General features: G+C 46.2%; 16 protein-coding genes. 7 read left to right on the top strand and 9 right to left on the bottom strand.

Annotated features, from left to right (window positions below; genetic code table 11):
- Positions 1-154: 154 nt before the first annotated feature.
- The 3 genes from QZ918_RS01105 to QZ918_RS01095 all read right to left on the bottom strand — a co-directional run bounded on the left by QZ918_RS01105 (position 155) and on the right by QZ918_RS01095 (position 2,271).
- Positions 155-814, bottom strand: coding sequence for a hypothetical protein (locus QZ918_RS01105; RefSeq protein ID WP_293330030.1), 660 nt, complete (start codon positions 812-814; stop codon positions 155-157).
- A gap of 5 nt (positions 815-819) precedes the next feature.
- Positions 820-1,278, bottom strand: coding sequence for a hypothetical protein (locus tag QZ918_RS01100; RefSeq protein ID WP_293330027.1), 459 nt, complete (start codon positions 1,276-1,278; stop codon positions 820-822).
- 198 nt (positions 1,279-1,476) lie between these two features.
- On the bottom strand, positions 1,477-2,271 hold the full coding sequence (locus QZ918_RS01095) for a cation diffusion facilitator family transporter (protein WP_293330024.1): 795 nt from the start codon (positions 2,269-2,271) through the stop codon (positions 1,477-1,479).
- A 44-nt stretch (positions 2,272-2,315) separates the two neighbouring features.
- On the opposite strand from QZ918_RS01095, the gene hpsU reads away from it, so the two are divergent.
- Together hpsU and QZ918_RS01085 are read left to right on the top strand one after the other, a co-directional pair.
- Positions 2,316-2,996 (top strand): hormogonium polysaccharide biosynthesis acetyltransferase HpsU, encoded by a 681-nt coding sequence (gene hpsU, locus QZ918_RS01090; RefSeq protein ID WP_293330021.1) that lies wholly within the window; start codon positions 2,316-2,318, stop codon positions 2,994-2,996.
- Positions 2,997-3,280: 284 nt separating this feature from the next.
- Positions 3,281-4,423 (top strand): flagellar assembly protein H, encoded by a 1,143-nt coding sequence (locus QZ918_RS01085; RefSeq protein WP_293330018.1) that lies wholly within the window; start codon positions 3,281-3,283, stop codon positions 4,421-4,423.
- 290 nt (positions 4,424-4,713) lie between these two features.
- Here the strand turns inward: QZ918_RS01085 and QZ918_RS01080 are convergent, their stop codons facing one another.
- On the bottom strand, positions 4,714-5,322 hold the full coding sequence (locus tag QZ918_RS01080; protein ID WP_293330015.1) for a TetR/AcrR family transcriptional regulator: 609 nt from the start codon (positions 5,320-5,322) through the stop codon (positions 4,714-4,716).
- Positions 5,323-5,436: 114 nt separating this feature from the next.
- Between QZ918_RS01080 and QZ918_RS01075 the strand changes: the two genes are divergently transcribed.
- The 3 genes from QZ918_RS01075 to QZ918_RS01065 all read left to right on the top strand — a co-directional run bounded on the left by QZ918_RS01075 (position 5,437) and on the right by QZ918_RS01065 (position 9,203).
- A complete protein-coding gene (locus tag QZ918_RS01075; RefSeq protein ID WP_293330012.1) occupies positions 5,437-6,858 on the top strand; it encodes an HlyD family efflux transporter periplasmic adaptor subunit in 1,422 nt (473 codons plus the stop codon).
- Positions 6,859-6,925: 67 nt separating this feature from the next.
- Complete coding sequence (devC, locus tag QZ918_RS01070) at positions 6,926-8,110, top strand: ABC transporter permease DevC (protein WP_293330009.1); 1,185 nt, start codon at positions 6,926-6,928, stop codon at positions 8,108-8,110.
- A gap of 376 nt (positions 8,111-8,486) precedes the next feature.
- The gene (locus tag QZ918_RS01065) at positions 8,487-9,203 is read left to right on the top strand and encodes a DevA family ABC transporter ATP-binding protein (protein WP_293330006.1); all 717 of its coding nucleotides are present in this window, start codon (positions 8,487-8,489) and stop codon (positions 9,201-9,203) included.
- 109 nt (positions 9,204-9,312) lie between these two features.
- Here QZ918_RS01065 and QZ918_RS01060 read toward each other — a convergent pair whose 3' ends face one another.
- The 4 genes from QZ918_RS01060 to QZ918_RS01045 all read right to left on the bottom strand — a co-directional run bounded on the left by QZ918_RS01060 (position 9,313) and on the right by QZ918_RS01045 (position 13,544).
- On the bottom strand, positions 9,313-10,353 hold the full coding sequence (locus QZ918_RS01060) for a glycoside hydrolase family 24 protein (RefSeq protein WP_293330003.1): 1,041 nt from the start codon (positions 10,351-10,353) through the stop codon (positions 9,313-9,315).
- Between the two features lie 475 nt (positions 10,354-10,828).
- Positions 10,829-12,097, bottom strand: coding sequence for a glycosyltransferase family 4 protein (locus tag QZ918_RS01055; protein WP_293330000.1), 1,269 nt, complete (start codon positions 12,095-12,097; stop codon positions 10,829-10,831).
- A gap of 189 nt (positions 12,098-12,286) precedes the next feature.
- Positions 12,287-12,616, bottom strand: coding sequence for a hypothetical protein (locus tag QZ918_RS01050; RefSeq protein WP_293329997.1), 330 nt, complete (start codon positions 12,614-12,616; stop codon positions 12,287-12,289).
- A 10-nt stretch (positions 12,617-12,626) separates the two neighbouring features.
- A complete protein-coding gene (locus QZ918_RS01045; protein ID WP_293148008.1) occupies positions 12,627-13,544 on the bottom strand; it encodes a YihY/virulence factor BrkB family protein in 918 nt (305 codons plus the stop codon).
- Between the two features lie 246 nt (positions 13,545-13,790).
- Between QZ918_RS01045 and QZ918_RS01040 the strand changes: the two genes are divergently transcribed.
- Both QZ918_RS01040 and QZ918_RS01035 read left to right on the top strand, forming a co-directional pair.
- Positions 13,791-14,690, top strand: coding sequence for a CNNM domain-containing protein (locus tag QZ918_RS01040; RefSeq protein WP_293329994.1), 900 nt, complete (start codon positions 13,791-13,793; stop codon positions 14,688-14,690).
- Between the two features lie 103 nt (positions 14,691-14,793).
- Complete coding sequence (locus QZ918_RS01035; RefSeq protein WP_293148012.1) at positions 14,794-14,991, top strand: hypothetical protein; 198 nt, start codon at positions 14,794-14,796, stop codon at positions 14,989-14,991.
- A 38-nt stretch (positions 14,992-15,029) separates the two neighbouring features.
- Here the strand turns inward: QZ918_RS01035 and QZ918_RS01030 are convergent, their stop codons facing one another.
- Positions 15,030-15,587 carry a DUF7638 domain-containing protein gene (locus QZ918_RS01030; protein WP_293329991.1) on the bottom strand — a complete coding sequence of 186 codons (558 nt, stop codon included), beginning with the start codon at positions 15,585-15,587 and terminating at the stop codon, positions 15,030-15,032.
- Between the last annotated feature and the right edge of the window lie 262 nt (positions 15,588-15,849).

Below are 15,849 nucleotides of genomic sequence, written 5' to 3'. Positions count from 1 at the left end.
ATCAGCCCTGATTTCTGCAAACTTCCACTCAGTCTCTTTTTTCGAGGTCAAACTACACAAACAAAGTCTGCCTACGGGGACTAAGAGATAACAAAATATTGCAACTTGTCAATATTTTTCTTAGTTTCTATACTGTAAACACTCTATTTAGCTGTTAGGCTTTCGATCGCATTTCTGTTTCGCCAGCACCAGCTCGCACCATAATTGTCCGAACAAGAGAACCAAATATTCTCCACCCGACAAGACTTAGGCTGGCGTGCCGTGTCGCTAACAGCAAATCATCAAGGCGTATCTGTATAATGCCATCAAATATGACAGCATTGCCCACCACATTGCGAGAGTCCCCTGGTAATGGTGGAAGATACATTCGCTTAGTCGATTTGAACTTTAGCAGTTCACCGAGGAGTTGCTTTGCATCAGGATCGTCAGAAAAAATTGGTTGCAATCGCAGCAGTGAGGCATAATCGCGGCGGCCCTGAACAAGGTCACAGGTTGAGCTTGCAACAGCAAACTTCATGTCAGTAATACGTTCTCCCAAGAAGTAGCCAGCGTCACTACTAACAATATCTCCCTGCAAAAGGGCGAAGGCATCCTCATCGTCGCCAACCAAACCTCTTGCTAGCATATCCCGATACTCAATGGGCTGACGCACCAGCGCTCCCTCTGCTCCGAAAACTTTCTGACGGTCTTTTGTCTTACCAAGTCGATCGGCAAAGTCCTGAATAATTGTGAAAACTCGATCGTCGTGAGAAAGTTCGCGAAGCTGATTTTCAAGAGTTTCTAGATTGTTAGGCTCATTATTTGCTACAGCCATCACAATTAATCTATCCTATTGTCGATCGCACTCTCAGATTCCAAAGGACGCTCAATTTCATCAGGATCGAGCATCACTTCATCATCTTCATCCAAGTCGAAATTCTCTGGAACTAATCGATCAAAACTATTGCGGGTTGGAAGCTCAGGCATATCTCCCAGCATAGCAACTGCTTCAGCAAGTAAATTCAGATTCTCTGGATCGGGGTGTTTTTGTGCCGCCCGCACAGCCAAAACAACGATACGCAATCCTCCCCTTAGCCGATCGACATCACGGGCCAGTCCATACATTGCTTGAAAGTCATTTTCCTCAATAATGCGGTACTGTCCTGTTTTTGTCTGGAGGGTAGCAATGACACCATTGGCGATCGAACTGAGTGCTTCTGCGCCTTTCAAACGAAACTTCTCAAATGATGTCCAATTTGCACCGCTTCGTAACCTAAATTTTTTATTTGTAATTTGCATAGTTTAACCTCTTTCTTATATCCTAACGTAAATCCAACGAAAAAACAACGGCTATTGATTTTGATGGGTGGCTGGCCAGAAACCGGGTTTTTGCGACAGACTTCGTTACAGCCCACAGATTCGGAAAAAAACCCGGTTTCTTTGGATCTTAACCGCAGATGGTGGCGGATAAACGCTGATGAACGCAGATGAAAGGCATCATTTAATCAGTTCTTCGAGGGATGGGAAAAGCAATTTCTCTGCGCTGATTCTTTCGCAGTCGCAAGGTTCTTGAACTGCGGATATTACTGATACTTTTCCCAGCAACAATTGGATGCTTTCAATCAGCAATGGTAGGGTTAATAAAATAATTGATGCCGATACTAGCAAGCTGATTAAGCCGTCCGCCCAATTCCAATGCAGCCACGCCACGGCGATCGCCGCTAAAATTACTCCAACCGACGAAAATATGTCGGCGACTGCGTGCAAAAAGGCGCTTTTGAGGTTCAAGTCGCCGTGACAGCAGGAATGCAAGCAGCAAGCGTTGATTGAGTTGACGCTTAAACCGACTATTGCGGTAATTAACATCGGAAGCCCTTCTACTTCGGGAGTTGGGGACAGCAAGCGGGCGATCGACTCTGCTGCAATCCACAGGGCGATCGCCACTAAACTGATACTATTAACTAAAGCAGCAATGATTTCTGGGCGGGCAGGAATTGCCGATCGGGCGATCGCACAATCCACCGATTTACTTCTTTGTCGTGACGAGTACCAAGTGGCTGTCAAAGTTATCGCTAAAGCTGCTACATCTGATAAAACGTGACCCGCATCTGCCAATAGGGATAAACTGTGAGAATTGATGGCGGCGATTAACTCTGCTACAAAAAAGCTGCTAAGCAGTATTAAAGCTGTTTGTAAAAGTCGCACTTTGGGAATGCTGGGATTTGGATTTTGGCTGTGTGCGAGATCCTTCGTGTTTTCAGAGTTAAAATTGTCCTTAACTGGAGATGTCATGCAGCAGTCCTTAAAGTTAAACTCGATTTTCAATTAAATATTAGATGACTCATTATACGCCAACTCCTGACCCGGAACCGCCGCATCCGATCGCCAATTCCGCAAATCCTGCAATCAATTATCATCCAACTAGCGACAACCAACCAAATATTTTAACAGGCGAATCTTTAATTGATTTGCGGAAGTACGATCAATCAAATTTCGATCGCGGAAGGCCTGGTTGGCTAATTTTGGTTTGGTGGTTCGTACAGGCGATCGTATTTCCGCTCACTCCACACCCTTTTAACGGCATCAGAAGCGGGTTGCTGCGGTTATTTGGCGCGAAAATCGGTTTTGGGGTAATTATCCGCCCTACGGCTCGTTTTACCTATCCCTGGAAAATTGAAATCGGCGATTATAGCTGGATTGGGGATGATGTTGTATTGTACAGTTTGGATCGAATTGCGATCGGCGAACACTGCGTCATTTCCCAAAAAAGTTACCTCTGCACCGGCACTCATGACCCCCAAGACCCAGCCTTTGGGTTAATAACAGCACCTGTTATCATTAATAACGGCGTTTGGATTGCCGCCGATTGTTTTATTGGCCCTGGTGTTGCGATCGGTGCAAATGCGTTAATCGGAGCTCGCAGCAGCGTGTTTAAAAATATGCCAGCCGGCTTTATTTGTATGGGAAATCCCTGTCGCCCGCGCGATCGGCGAGAAATCAAAAAAGTTTGTAGTTAGGACTTCAGTCCTTTCTCCTCCCACTTCGTTGATAAATATAGCAATCCTAAATTATTTGTGTAACTTTTGTAGGGGTTCTTCCCGAACTCGATTGCGCGATAGATAGGGCGTAGGTACGGGGGCGCTACCCCTAAAAATTTATATCAATCATTCATAAATGCTATATCACTTAAACGAAAATAAGAGGGCTAAAGCCCAACAACGTACCTCATATTTCTGAGAACTACTGTAAATAAATATCCCACATCTGCTATTATTAACGGATAAAGTTAATCGTAATTTCTATGACGCGATTTATTCACGATCGCTTTGCTAAAGAATTTCTGGAAGAATTGCTGTCCCCTCTCGGAACGGTGAATGTCGGTCGCGATGTGACGAGCGAAGTCCGAGAAATCGATGTTTACTTCACTCCTGGAACCGCAATTCCCGAATACTCCGAAAATCTAGGATTGTTGGGAAAAATGGCGGGTACGACTGCTATTTTTGAGCCGTTTCGCAATCCGGCAAACCCCAGCGAAATTTGTAGCTGTTTGGGCAAATTATTGGACGTGCGAGGCGAATTGGAGCGAAAGTTTAGAAGAGAAAATACTCGCTATGATGACGCTCAGTTACCCAAACTGTGGATTTTGACACCGACAGCATCGAAAGCATTGGTAGATGGCTTTAATGCGACACCAGATACAGAGAATTGGATGCAGGGAATCTATTTTTTGGGGGAATCTTTGCGATCGGCAATTGTGGCTGTTCACCAGTTGCCGGAAACTCCCGAAACTCTGTGGTTGAGGATTTTGGGCAAAGGGAAAGTGCAGGAAAGGGCGATCGCCCAATTGAGCGCTTTAGCCACAAACGATCCGTTGCGGATTATCGCGCTAGAATTATTGTATCGGTTACAGTCAAATTTAGTGACTGATATCCCACAGGAATTAGAGCCAGAAGAGCAGGAGTTAATTATGACGATCGCACCACTTTTTAGAGAACAAATACAAGCTGCACAGCAACAAGCTAGGGAAGAAGGATTAGAACAAGGGCGAGAACAAGGGCTAGAACGAGGGCTGGAACAAGGACTCGAACGAGGCAGACAAGAACAACAGCGGTTAATTTTAGAAAATTTTCTGCGAGTTAGATTTGGAGAATTAAGCCCGAAAATGACGGTTTTTCTATCTCCAATCTCAAAGTTGTTTGCTGCGGATTTTACGGTTTTGTTGCTGGCAATATCGATGCTGACAGTCGATGAATCGGGGCGGGAAGAAGCGGTCAAGTTGTTGGCTGAAAGTGTCTTGAAAATGTTTGTTACTAACTTGCAGGATATTCTGCCCCAGGCGGTGACTAATTTATTGGCTTTGCCTGTGGCAGAATTGACTTTGTTTGTGGAACAACTGCCACATTTATCAGATGCTCAATTGAGGGAAAGATTGGTTGACAGTTGACATTTGTAGGGGCGGTGCCCCCGTGCCCGCCCTCTTCGTTGACAGTTGACAGCGGGAGCATCTCAGGTTTGCAAAAAGCATTTTTTTATTATAGTGCTGTCCCCGCTCGCGTATTCTACCAATCGCGAGCGGGGACGCTCGCACTACTATAAATGTAAAACTCAGATGCTCCCGTTGACAGCAAAGTTTTAAAGCTCCAATGATGGGGGAAAAGCGAGATGGAAAGCGACTACTCAAAATCTCAAACATTAACCCGATCGCCCCATCTTCCCATCAATATTCGATCGCACTTAGGGATTTGACTGCGATCGCAAAATCAAGTGCAGCAGAGCATCGATTACTCGATCGCGCTCCATTGGGATAATATCTCTACCGTGCATCATCTCCTGCGTTAACTGGAAATATACCAGAGAGCCAATAAAAACCCGCGCCGTCGCCTCAGGATCGGGCAAATTTAACTCTGGATGCAATGTTAAATATTCAGTTAGGCGATCGATACCCGGTTTAGCTAAGTTTCTCACAAAAGTCTGCGCTAGCTGGGGAAAACGCCCCGACTCCGCAATCACTAGCCTGACGAAATTGAGAAATTCGGGTTCGTGCGTCGCCTGATCCAATATAGTTGTGGCAATGAATCGCAGCGCTACGGCGGGTTCTTCATCCAGAACTGTAAAATGGACTTTTTTTCGCGCCAGCCACTGCACCAAGGCCGCGAACAATCCCTCTTTATCTTGAAAGTAGCTGTAAACCGTGGCTTTGGAAACTCCCCCCGTCTTGGCTACCTTGTCCATACTCGTACCCGCGTAGCCGTGGGTTAAAAATTCTTGCATCGCACCTTGCAGGATTTGCTCGCTTTTATCGCCTAATGTTGCGTCTGGTTCGATTGGTTTTGTCCTTGCCATCTCTGGTTTCTGTAATTTTTGCTTCGGGTATTGACATCATTATACTGAACGGTTTAGTATTTATTTATAAACTAAACCGTTTAGTTTTTACCTACCCAAATCATGAGGTGTGTCATGGTACACCGCTTAACCGCAGAAAGCTTATCTTCCAATTCACCCTTAGTTAAACAACTCGTAGTTGTAGCAGCCTTAGCAACTCTGGCGGCTGGGGGAACTACTGGTTACACGATCTGGCGATCGCACCAGCCAGATCCCAATGCAGCAACCGCAGCAGCAGCAGTCACAGCATCCCAATTAAGCACAGTGACGGCTTTGGGGCGACTCGAACCGAGGGGAGAAGTGATTAAAGTTTCGGGCTCTGGGGCGGCGGATGGAAACAGGATCGATCGACTCCTGGTGAAAGAAGGAGACAGAGTGCAAACAGGTGAAACGATCGCAATTCTCGACAATCGCGATCGCCTGCAAGCAGCCTTTGACCAAGCACAAGAACAAGTGCGCGTTGCCCAGGCAAATCTCGCAAAAGTGAAAGCAGGAGCCAAAAACGGCGAAATTCAAGCCCAGAAAGCCAGTATTGCCCGCTTAGAAGCCGATCGCAGTAACGAGATCGCAGCCCAACAGGCGATCGTTGCTCGCTTAGAAGTCGATCGCAGCACCGAAATTGCAGCCCAACAAGCCACCATTGCGCGCATCAGAGCCGAACAACAAGGGGAAATTCAAACCCAAAAAGCCGCAATTACCCGCCTAGAAGCCGAACTCCGCAACGCTACAAGCGAGGAACAACGTTACTCGCAACTGTTTCTAGAAGGAGCAATTTCTTCTTCAACTAGCGACAGCAAAAAACTCGCCACAGAAACATCGCAACAGCAACTCAATGAAGGAAAGGCAAAACTGAATCAAATTCAGCAATCCCGCCAGCAACAAATTAACGAAGCCCAAGCCAAATTGAATCAAATTCAGCAATCCCGCCAGCAACAAATTAATGAAGCCCAAGCCAAATTGAATCAAATTCAGGAATCGCGCCAGCAACAAATTAATGAAGCAGCGGCAAATCTCGATCGCATCGCCGAAGTGCGTCCCGTTGACATAGAAGCAGCCGCCGCCGAAGTCGGTTCCGCCCAAGCCGCCGCCAAACAAGCCAAAGCCAATCTAGATCTAGCTTACATCCGCGCTCCCAGAGATGCTCAAGTCCTAAAAATTCACACGTATCCTGGGGAAAAAGTTGGAAACGACGGCATTGTCGAACTCGGACAAACTCGCGAAATGCTGGCGGTGGCTGAAATCTACCAAAGTGATGTGGACAAAGTACGGATTGGAAAGCCAGCCAAAATTACTAGCGATTCTTTTGAGGGGGAATTGCAGGGAAGTATTGAATACATCGGTTTGCAGGTGCAGCGGCAAAATATTGTTAACACCGATCCTTCTGCGAATATTGATGCCCGAATTGTGGAGGTAAAAGTGCGCTTAGATGCAGCTTCCAGTCAGAAAGTCGCGGGATTGACTAATTTGCAAGTCAAAGTTGCGATCGGCGGGAATTAAGAATTAAGATTTTTTAACCGCAGAGAGCGCAGAGAACGCAGAGAAAATAGAGGAAGAGAAGAGAGATATGATTGGACTAATTAAACCTTTACAACAGTTAAGAAACAGAACTCCTCTCGGATGGCTGCAACTGAGTCACGACAAAGGGCGAATGGCGGTTGCAGTTGCAGGAATTGCCTTTGCTGACGTTTTGATGTTCATGCAGTTGGGATTTCAAAATGCGCTTTACAGTAGCAATACGCGCCTGCACCAAACTTTGCAAACTGACTTAGTTTTGATGAATCCCCAAGGCCGGAATTTGCTGAATTTATCTTCTTTTTCAAGACGCAGATTATATCAGGCGATGAATGTACCTGGTGTGAAATCAGCCGATCCACTTTATGTCAAAATTGCTACTTGGAAAGTTCCTGAAACTCGGCGGGAAACGTCGATTATGGTGTTGGGATTTAATCCCGATCGCCCTGCATTTGACCTGCCAGAAGTCAACAAGAATTTGAATTTGATTAAATTGCCGGATACTGTGTTATTTGACCGAGCTTCAAGGGGAGATTATCAAGGGTCTATCGCGCAAATTAATCAGGGACAATCTGTTAAAACTGAGATCGATCGGCGCACAATTGCGATCGGCGGTTTATTTACAGTTGGAGCATCTTTTGCCGCTGACGGAGCTTTAATCACCAGCGATCAAAATTATCTACGCCTGTTTCCCCGACAGGATTCTGCAAGCGTAAATGCCGGATTAATTCAACTGCAACCGGGTGCTGACTCGCTGCAAGTCCAACAAGTTTTAAAAGCATATTTGCCATCGGATGTCAAGGTTTTGACCAAACAAGAATTTATCGAGTTCGAGAAAAATTATTGGGCTAAAAATACTGCGATCGGCTTTGTCTTTAATTTAGGCGTAGCCATGGGTTTTGTAGTAGGAGTAATTATCGTTTACCAAGTTCTCTCAACCGATGTCAGCGACCACATGGGAGAATATGCTACTTTTAAAGCGATGGGCTACCGGAATGTTTATTTGCTCGGCATTGTTTTTGAAGAAGCTCTAATTTTATCAATCATCGGTTTTTTTCCAGGGTTGGGAGTATCTTTCGGACTTTACGCCTTAACTCGTAACGCTACAAATCTGCCGCTGTACATGACACTGATGCGAGCAGTTGCAATATTAATTTTAAACATGATTATGTGCAGTATTTCAGGCGCCATTGCTACTCGGAAACTGCAAGCAGCCGACCCAGCAGATATGTTTTAATCTGGTTCGTAGTGAGGACTTTAGTCCTTCCAGGTTCGTAGTGAGGACTTTAGTCCTTCCAGGTTCGTAGTGAGGACTTTAGTCCTTCCCCCGTTTCTTAGTCGTAGGGTGCGTCGCTCTCGCTCATCCCTAAATAAACATTGACGATCTCATGGCGACGCACCTGTGCCTACAGGGTTAACTCAATAAACCCAATAAAATAATTGTTAGGCGCAGTGAAACGGATGGTTGTTTACAATAACTGCAATAGCACAGGTGCGTCGCTACCAGATTGTCGATAAATTTCAAAGATTGTTCATAGCGACGCACCCTACGACTTATCTCTCTCTGCGTTCTCTGCGTCCTCTGCGGTTAAAAAAATCCGAATCTTTAACTTATGAAATCCACTCTTGCCAACCCCACAACTAACAATTTACAGATTCCTGAACCTGTAATTGCCGCGCATCACCTCGACCACTACTTCGGTCAAGGTCAACTGCGAAAACAGGTACTTTTTGACATCAACCTCGAAATTAATGCTGGGGAAATTGTGCTGATGACGGGGCCTTCTGGTTCGGGAAAAACCACGCTTTTGACGTTGATTGGCGGACTGCGGTCAACTCAATTTGGCAGTCTCAAAATTCTCGGTCAAGAGATGTGCAAGGCTAGTTCAGATGTATTGGTAAAAGGGCGGCGGAAAATTGGCTATATTTTCCAAGCCCACAACTTGCACCGCAGTTTGACGGCGCTGCAAAACGTGCAAATGGGTTTGGAAGTTCACGGCAATTTGTCGCGTGCCGAAATGCGCGATCGCTCTGCAAAAATGCTAGAATTAGTTGGGCTCCAACAACGGGTTAACTATTATCCCGATGATTTGTCGGGCGGACAAAAACAAAGAATTGCGATCGCCCGTGCCTTAGTTAGTCGCCCGCAAATTGTTTTGGCTGATGAACCAACAGCGGCCCTAGACAGCAAATCCGGGCGGGAAGTGGTGAATTTGATGCAGCAACTTGCCAAAGAGCAGGGTTGTACGATTTTGTTAGTTACCCACGATAACCGTATTTTGGATATTGCCGATCGCATTGTTAATATGGAAGATGGAAAGTTAGCATAATTTTTAAGTTCTCAAAGAATCGACATCACCCATAACCCCCAACTTTTAATTTTGGATGCTCTAGAGTCTATCCAAAATCGCAAATTGTAACTCGTCCTCGGACTATTAACTAATTGCTAACAACTAATCCTGGGCGATAAATCCCTAAATTTTCCCGGTACATTTTTTCGAGTTTGGGCAGCGACGAGTCCACGGAACCGCCAAAACGCCGAAAAGAAGGCCAGATGTAAGCGAGTTTTCTGACTGCTGGCTCCAATCGACCCGCTTTTATATCTTCTAATGCACCTCGTTCTCGAATTAACTCTATAGCCATTAGGTCTTGATTTTCTGGACTGAAATCCTTGACACCGAATTTTTTGGCGAATCTGTCCCAAGTTGTGCTGAGAAACTGATACCGCCCCGCAGCGTCGGAACAGAGTTTTTTGCCGTAGCGGCGGCCGCATCTCATTTCTCTGGGATGGTCGCTGAAACTGGCAAATTTGGTTCCTGTGTACTGGGTGTGGTAGCCATCGGCAGCAGCGGTGCCTTCGGCGCTGGCGATGGTGTCGAGAAATGCTTTTACCCGATCGCGCTCAATGCTATCGTCGTTATCGTCGTTCTGATCTCCTTTGTCTGGTGGCTCGTCAGTTGCAACTTTCGGAAACGCTTCTGATGCCGAAGCCGGCGAGCTTTCTGCCGAGGCAGTCAGGCGTTTTGGAGGTGGCGACATTTCTGCCGAGACTGTTTGTCCCCAGAGTTTCGGGGCCATTCTACCCAAAAAAAAGCACAAACAGATGCACAAACTCCACCCCAGCCTCAAACGGAGTCGTTTGGACTGCTGGCTGTGCTGTCGCACGGGCCACGCGTACAGAGGGATAGCTGCCGGCAAGATTCGGGTTTGCTGGCCGAAGGCGAACAGCGATTTTACAGCTAGCAAGGTTTGCTTGTAGAAACGGGGTGGAACTTTGCGAGCCCTCATCGCTGCGGCGAAAGTCTGGACATCTGTCAGAGTCACTTGTGCCAGCGGTTTGTCTACAAACAGTCGAAAACCGTTGGCGGCCTGCCAGCTAAAGCGCTTGCTGGGGGTAGATTTGCGGTTTACCCACAGACGAATTAGCTCTTGGTCGGACATACGAAGCAGATGGCTTCCCAGATGTTCTGATGCGTACAAGAGTACCTCCTCATAAAAAACACTCGGTAAGTGGGAAACAAGCGAGTCTTTAGACCTGAAAGGAAAACGACGCGGGGGACTTCAGTCCCCGTCAATCCCCTGAAAGGGGGTTGGAGGGGTATGGTTGCCCCTCCAATGGAGATATGGTTGTCTCCTTTCTCCCTTGCGGGGTAATGTTTGCCTCGACCTGGTTATAAAGGCTTGTTAGACCTGCAACACTGTTGAGCGTGACTTTCAAACTGTTTAATTGCAGATGACAGAGCCCAAAACTGGCGTCGCATTCGCCGGTGTCGTGACCTGAATAACGTCTCCTCGCAATTGAGGGGTCTGGTCAGAACAGCTTGTAATTTCTTACAAGCGAGCGTGGCACTGAGCCCTGAGTTCCTGACATCACTTCTAGTTGAAGGTTCCCAGTTTATAGATGAGATGGATAGGGATCGAGGGAAACAGGCTTCAACCATACTAAGTGATACTACTAAGCGCTCACGGGGTCAAGTTTCATCGCCGATTTTTCGAGCAGTTGAGTGTAAAGTTGACCGAGTTGGGAGGCCACACCGTCCCAACTGAAATTGGTTTGGACGCGCACTCTGCCTGCTTGTCCGAGTTGCTGGCGCCATACTGAGTCAACTAACAGCCGATCGATCGCACTTGCAAAGGCTGCTTCATTTTTTACAGGCGCCAGCAAACCGGTTTCTCGCGGCAATACGGTATATTTGAGCCCTCCCACGTCGGAGGCGACTACGGGCGTGCCGCAGGCCATCGCTTCAATGGCGACTAAACCGAAGGGTTCGTAATGGCTGGGAACCACGCAGACATCGGCGGCGGCGTAGTAGGCGGGGAGAATCTCTCGGCTCAAGCCACCGGGAAAGCTGGTAATGTCGCTTAAGCCTAATTCTTCCACGATGCTGCCGATGCGATCGCGCTCTTTGCCGTCGCATTCCCCCTCGCGCCAGCCACCGCCGATAATTAGTTTTAAATCCCCTTTGCGCCGCAGCGCCGACAGACTGACGGCGCGGACTAAGGTTTCGATGCCCTTGCGGGGGTCAAAACGACCGACGTACAGCACGACTTTGGTTTCGGGGGCTATTCCCAACTGGCGGCGGGCTGCCGATCGGGCGATCGATCCAAACTGCTGAGTGTCGGTACCGCAGGGAACGATGTCTATATTGCCTTTTGAGGACACCAGAGACCTCATGTGTTCTTTTTCTTGGGGACTGGTAGCCACCACGCGATCGGCTGTTTCTAGAAGAGTTTTTTCTACTTGCAGTCTAGTTTTAGCAATCATCGGAATAGTCGCAACCGACTTGTATTTAACTGCTGCCAAAGAATGATAGGTGTGAACTTGTCGCAGGGGTTGGGATTTTTTCAACTCCATTCCCACCCAAGAAGACAGCCAGTAATTCGTGTGAACTAAGGGATATTGAAAGCCTGACTCTAACTGAAACTTCTGAAATTCGCGAACAAAAATTGGCAAATATCCGTAAAGTTCGTCGCGGGGAATAAATTCTTGCGGCCCTGCTACTAGGCGAATTGTCCGGCAATTGGGGCTGTGCTGGACAATACTTGCTTGTTCGCGATCGGATGAACGGGTGAACATATCAACTTGCCATCCTTGTTTCGCCAAAGATTCTCCTACTTGACGCACGTAAACGTTTTGCCCGCCCGCTTCTTCTTTGCCAATTTCCACAGCCGGATCGCCGTGCACCGAGATCAGGGCGATGCGTTTTTTTGTTAATGAAATCATGATTGTTTACCAAAATTTTAAAAAAATGCAGCCGATTAATGTGCGATTTTGGCTACTGCGCGGGGAATGAAATGTAGCTGCTAATTGTTATTAAAGTCAAAATAGGCGATCGATAAATCATCCCTCAGGGATAATTCCACGGGAAAAATTAACAAACGACTTCCTTCTGCTGACAGAGACCAGCAGCAGCTAAAACTCTAGATAATCTAAATGGAAATGAACGAGGGTGAAAAGAATTTCCCGGATTTGAGCAGTTGTCAAACTCGAACCAGCTTTCAGCTTGCTGTTCGAGCCGATCCCGTCAGTCGGAGGTAAAATTTTTACCTGTCGCGATAAATAATTTGAACTGTGGAGAAAGCAGAAGTAAATCTTCCCAAAGACAGAATTTGACATGGCGCTCGAAGAGAAAGATAAATTATTGCCTTCAAAATTTTTCTTTCCTTCCGCCTTCCGCTTTCTGGCTGCTTCGCTCTTGCTTTTATCAAAGCCGGGGATAGACTTTAACCTCAAATTTCCCAATTGTCAAATATTAAGAATTTTTTCGATGTTTGCGTGTGGAGGATTCCCCCTTTTCACTGTGCAGGGTATTATTTCGCGAACCTCGCATTCGAGAGCCGTATCGGTTAGCCCAAACTTGGGTAAACTCGGCACCTAAGAACAGAATTTGAGCGGAATAATTAATCCAAAGCAGGATAATTACGAACGATCCCGCAGCACCGTAGGTAGAGGCAATACCGCTACCTCCCAGGTAAACTCCTATTAGCGATTTGCCGATCGTAAACAGGACTGAGGTGATGGCGGCGCCGATCCACACATCATTCCAAGCAAGATCGACATCGGGCAAAAGTTTGTAAATCAAGGCAAACAGCAGCGTAACTACACCAAAGGATATCCCAAAATCCACAATCTGCCAAATATTGACTGGTAATTGCAGCAAGCCGTTCAACCAATAGCTGACGGCTGCTAAAACGGCGCTAATTACTAAAGATACTAACAATAGAAAGCCGATGCCTAAAATCATCGCAAAAGACAATACGCGGTCTTGCAAAAATCCCCAAATGCCGCGTCCCGGAGGCGGTGAAACATTCCAAATAGTATTGAGAGCTTCTTTGAGGTTAGTAAATACGTTGGAAGCGCCCCACAAAAGTGTAGCGAGACCAACTATAGTAGCAATCATTCCCGACTTGGGTTCGGAAGCTTTAAGGATTAGTTCTTGGACAGTTTGAGCGCCATCTTTGCCGATTAAACTTTGAAGTTGGGCGACGATTTGACCTTGGGCTGCATCTGCACCAAAGACTAAACCGACGATCGCAATTACGATAATTAGCAGCGGGGCGAGGGAGAAAACTGTGTAATAAGCTAGGGCGGCGGCTAGGGTTGGTGCTTTATCTTCTTGCCATTCAGTAAAAGTTTGTTTTAGCAGTGATACGACTGTTTTTAAGTTCACGATGTTTGGTTTCCTTCTACTTGTCTTTCACCAATAAATCGTAATATGTTATGAGTTTTTTCTCGTCGGCCAGAAGATAGATTTATGGATGGCAAATTGCTTTTTTTATCTATTTGTAGGGTGTGCAATGCACACCTTACGAAGACCCGTAGTGCGGATATCCGATATGTGGAGCCGTCAATCTATCTGAATTGCAAGCTAAGATGAAATGATTAACCTAAACATCTATCAGATTAGATATCTATCTTGAATAACCTTACTTGTCTGGAAATAGAAGTCGCCGAAACACTGCTGAGGTTAGCAATGTTGCTGGGCTTAACACTTTTAATTGCGTTTTTTGTGGCGTCAGAACTAGCATTAGTATCAGCCGATCGCCATCAAATCCGCCAACTCGCCCAGTTGCGCGATCGCCCAAACGCGAAAACCGCCGAACTCGTCCATCTAGCGCAGAACAACATACCGCATTACCTCTCGGTGACTCAAACAGGCACAACAGCCGGAAGTCTGCTGTTGGGATGGTTGGGCGAGGGTGCGACTGTACACTGGATCGAGCCCTGGATCGACAAATTGCCGATCGGGCATTTTCCCGCGATGCTGACGGCGCATTCGATCGCAGTTCCCGTAGCATTCATCTTCGTTACATACATCGAGATAGTATTAGGAGAACTCATCCCCAAAGTATTAGCAACCCACGCCCCAGAACGCACAGCTTTGTTACTGATGCCCGCCCTGGAAGTCTGCTCGAAAATACTCTGGCCGCTGCTAGCAGTTCTCAACGGTACGGTACGGATGCTGACAGGTTGGATTACCAGTAAACAGTCAGAACCGCTGCTACCAGCTTCCGAAGCAACTCTGATTGAAAAAGACGCTCATTCAGCCCTAATTTCCGGCGTCTGGGAAGTAACAGCAGTTAACGAAAAACTCGGGTTAAACCTGCCAACCAACCAAGCGTACCAAACAATCGCCGGCTTCGCGATCTACAATTTCGGTAGAATGCCTGCTCAGGGCGATCGATTTTTGTGGGGAGAATTAGAAATAGAAGCAGCAGATGTAGTAGAAGGCAGTTTAGAAACAGTGCTGCTGCGCCAAGTAACTCGCCCTTTGTTTGAGCCGCAACGTCCCGAACTTGTATTAAATAAATCCTAAATCAGGCTTAAATACTTCCTCGATCTATGTGTCTTAGGTTGTAATTGTGCGACAATGTATCAAAAATCTACAAATTGCGTAAAGCACAGTTTATGAGGTGGATATGCTGAAAACACTTTGGGCTACTGTTCGACAAGGAAAAATTGAACTGCTAGAGTTATCAGAGTTACCCGAAGGGGCAAAAGTATTAGTAACACTCTTACCTGATGAAGAAACTGAGTTTTGGCTTCAAGCCAGTCAAACATCACTAGATACAGTTTGGGATAATACTGAGGATGATATCTATGCCCAGTTACTCTAAAAATGACATAATTTTGGTTAGATATTTCCTTAATTTAACTATTCCCAAATCCATTCATAGTCTGTCTTACAGTATTCGATAATTTCTTGAGAAACTTCTGTGTCTTCGTCGATACACGTTAAAATCGCCGAATCTTTACAATCCATATCGCCAAGAACATAAATTCTCAGATGTTTGGGAATAGCATCGTAAGCTGCTCGCAAGCTAATTTTATTTTCTGGTGTTGGGAAGGTTAGGAATCTAGTAAAGGCTTGAAGGCAAGTCTTTGCAACTGTTGGCTTCCCTTGAAGCTGGTTTATGATATCTGCTACTTCTTTTACAAACTCATCAATCTCTATATAAAACTCTAAAGTCGAGTTTCCCCAGTAGAGATGGTGACAGCTTATCCTCGCACCCTTGGGAACTTGGGTAACAACCCATCCCTGAGCAACTTTGGTTTTGAATTCCTCAAAGTCAACCAATCCCCAACAATCGATTTTACCATCTTCAAAGACTTTGATGATAGTTTCATGGTAGTTCACATTGTGTATAAATGCCGACAGCCCTTGACCCCGAATTATTTCTCCATTTGCACCATTTCTATAGATTTGAAGCATTTATTTTGTCCTTCAAAATCAAGTTACAATTGCCTAATTAATTGCGCCAGACAGGGCTGGGTAATATGCGCCCCAGCCTGCGTTATGCCAGTTTGTATCATTTCCAGTTGTATAGGAATGATTTAACCGCAGAGAGCACAGAGGGCACAGAGAGAGAAGATATAGATGAATACAGGAGGATGCAACCGGATTTGATATTACCAGAAAGAATTGGTTGAAAGCCCGCCCGCCTTTGAGGGAGAAATTAAAATCAGACGATTCA

It is taken from the genome of Microcoleus sp. CAWBG58, assembly GCF_020883045.1.
GTDB lineage: Bacteria > Cyanobacteriota > Cyanobacteriia > Cyanobacteriales > Microcoleaceae > Microcoleus.
Note: the sequence above shows the minus strand (reverse complement) of the source record. Positions and strands in the feature narration are given on the sequence as shown.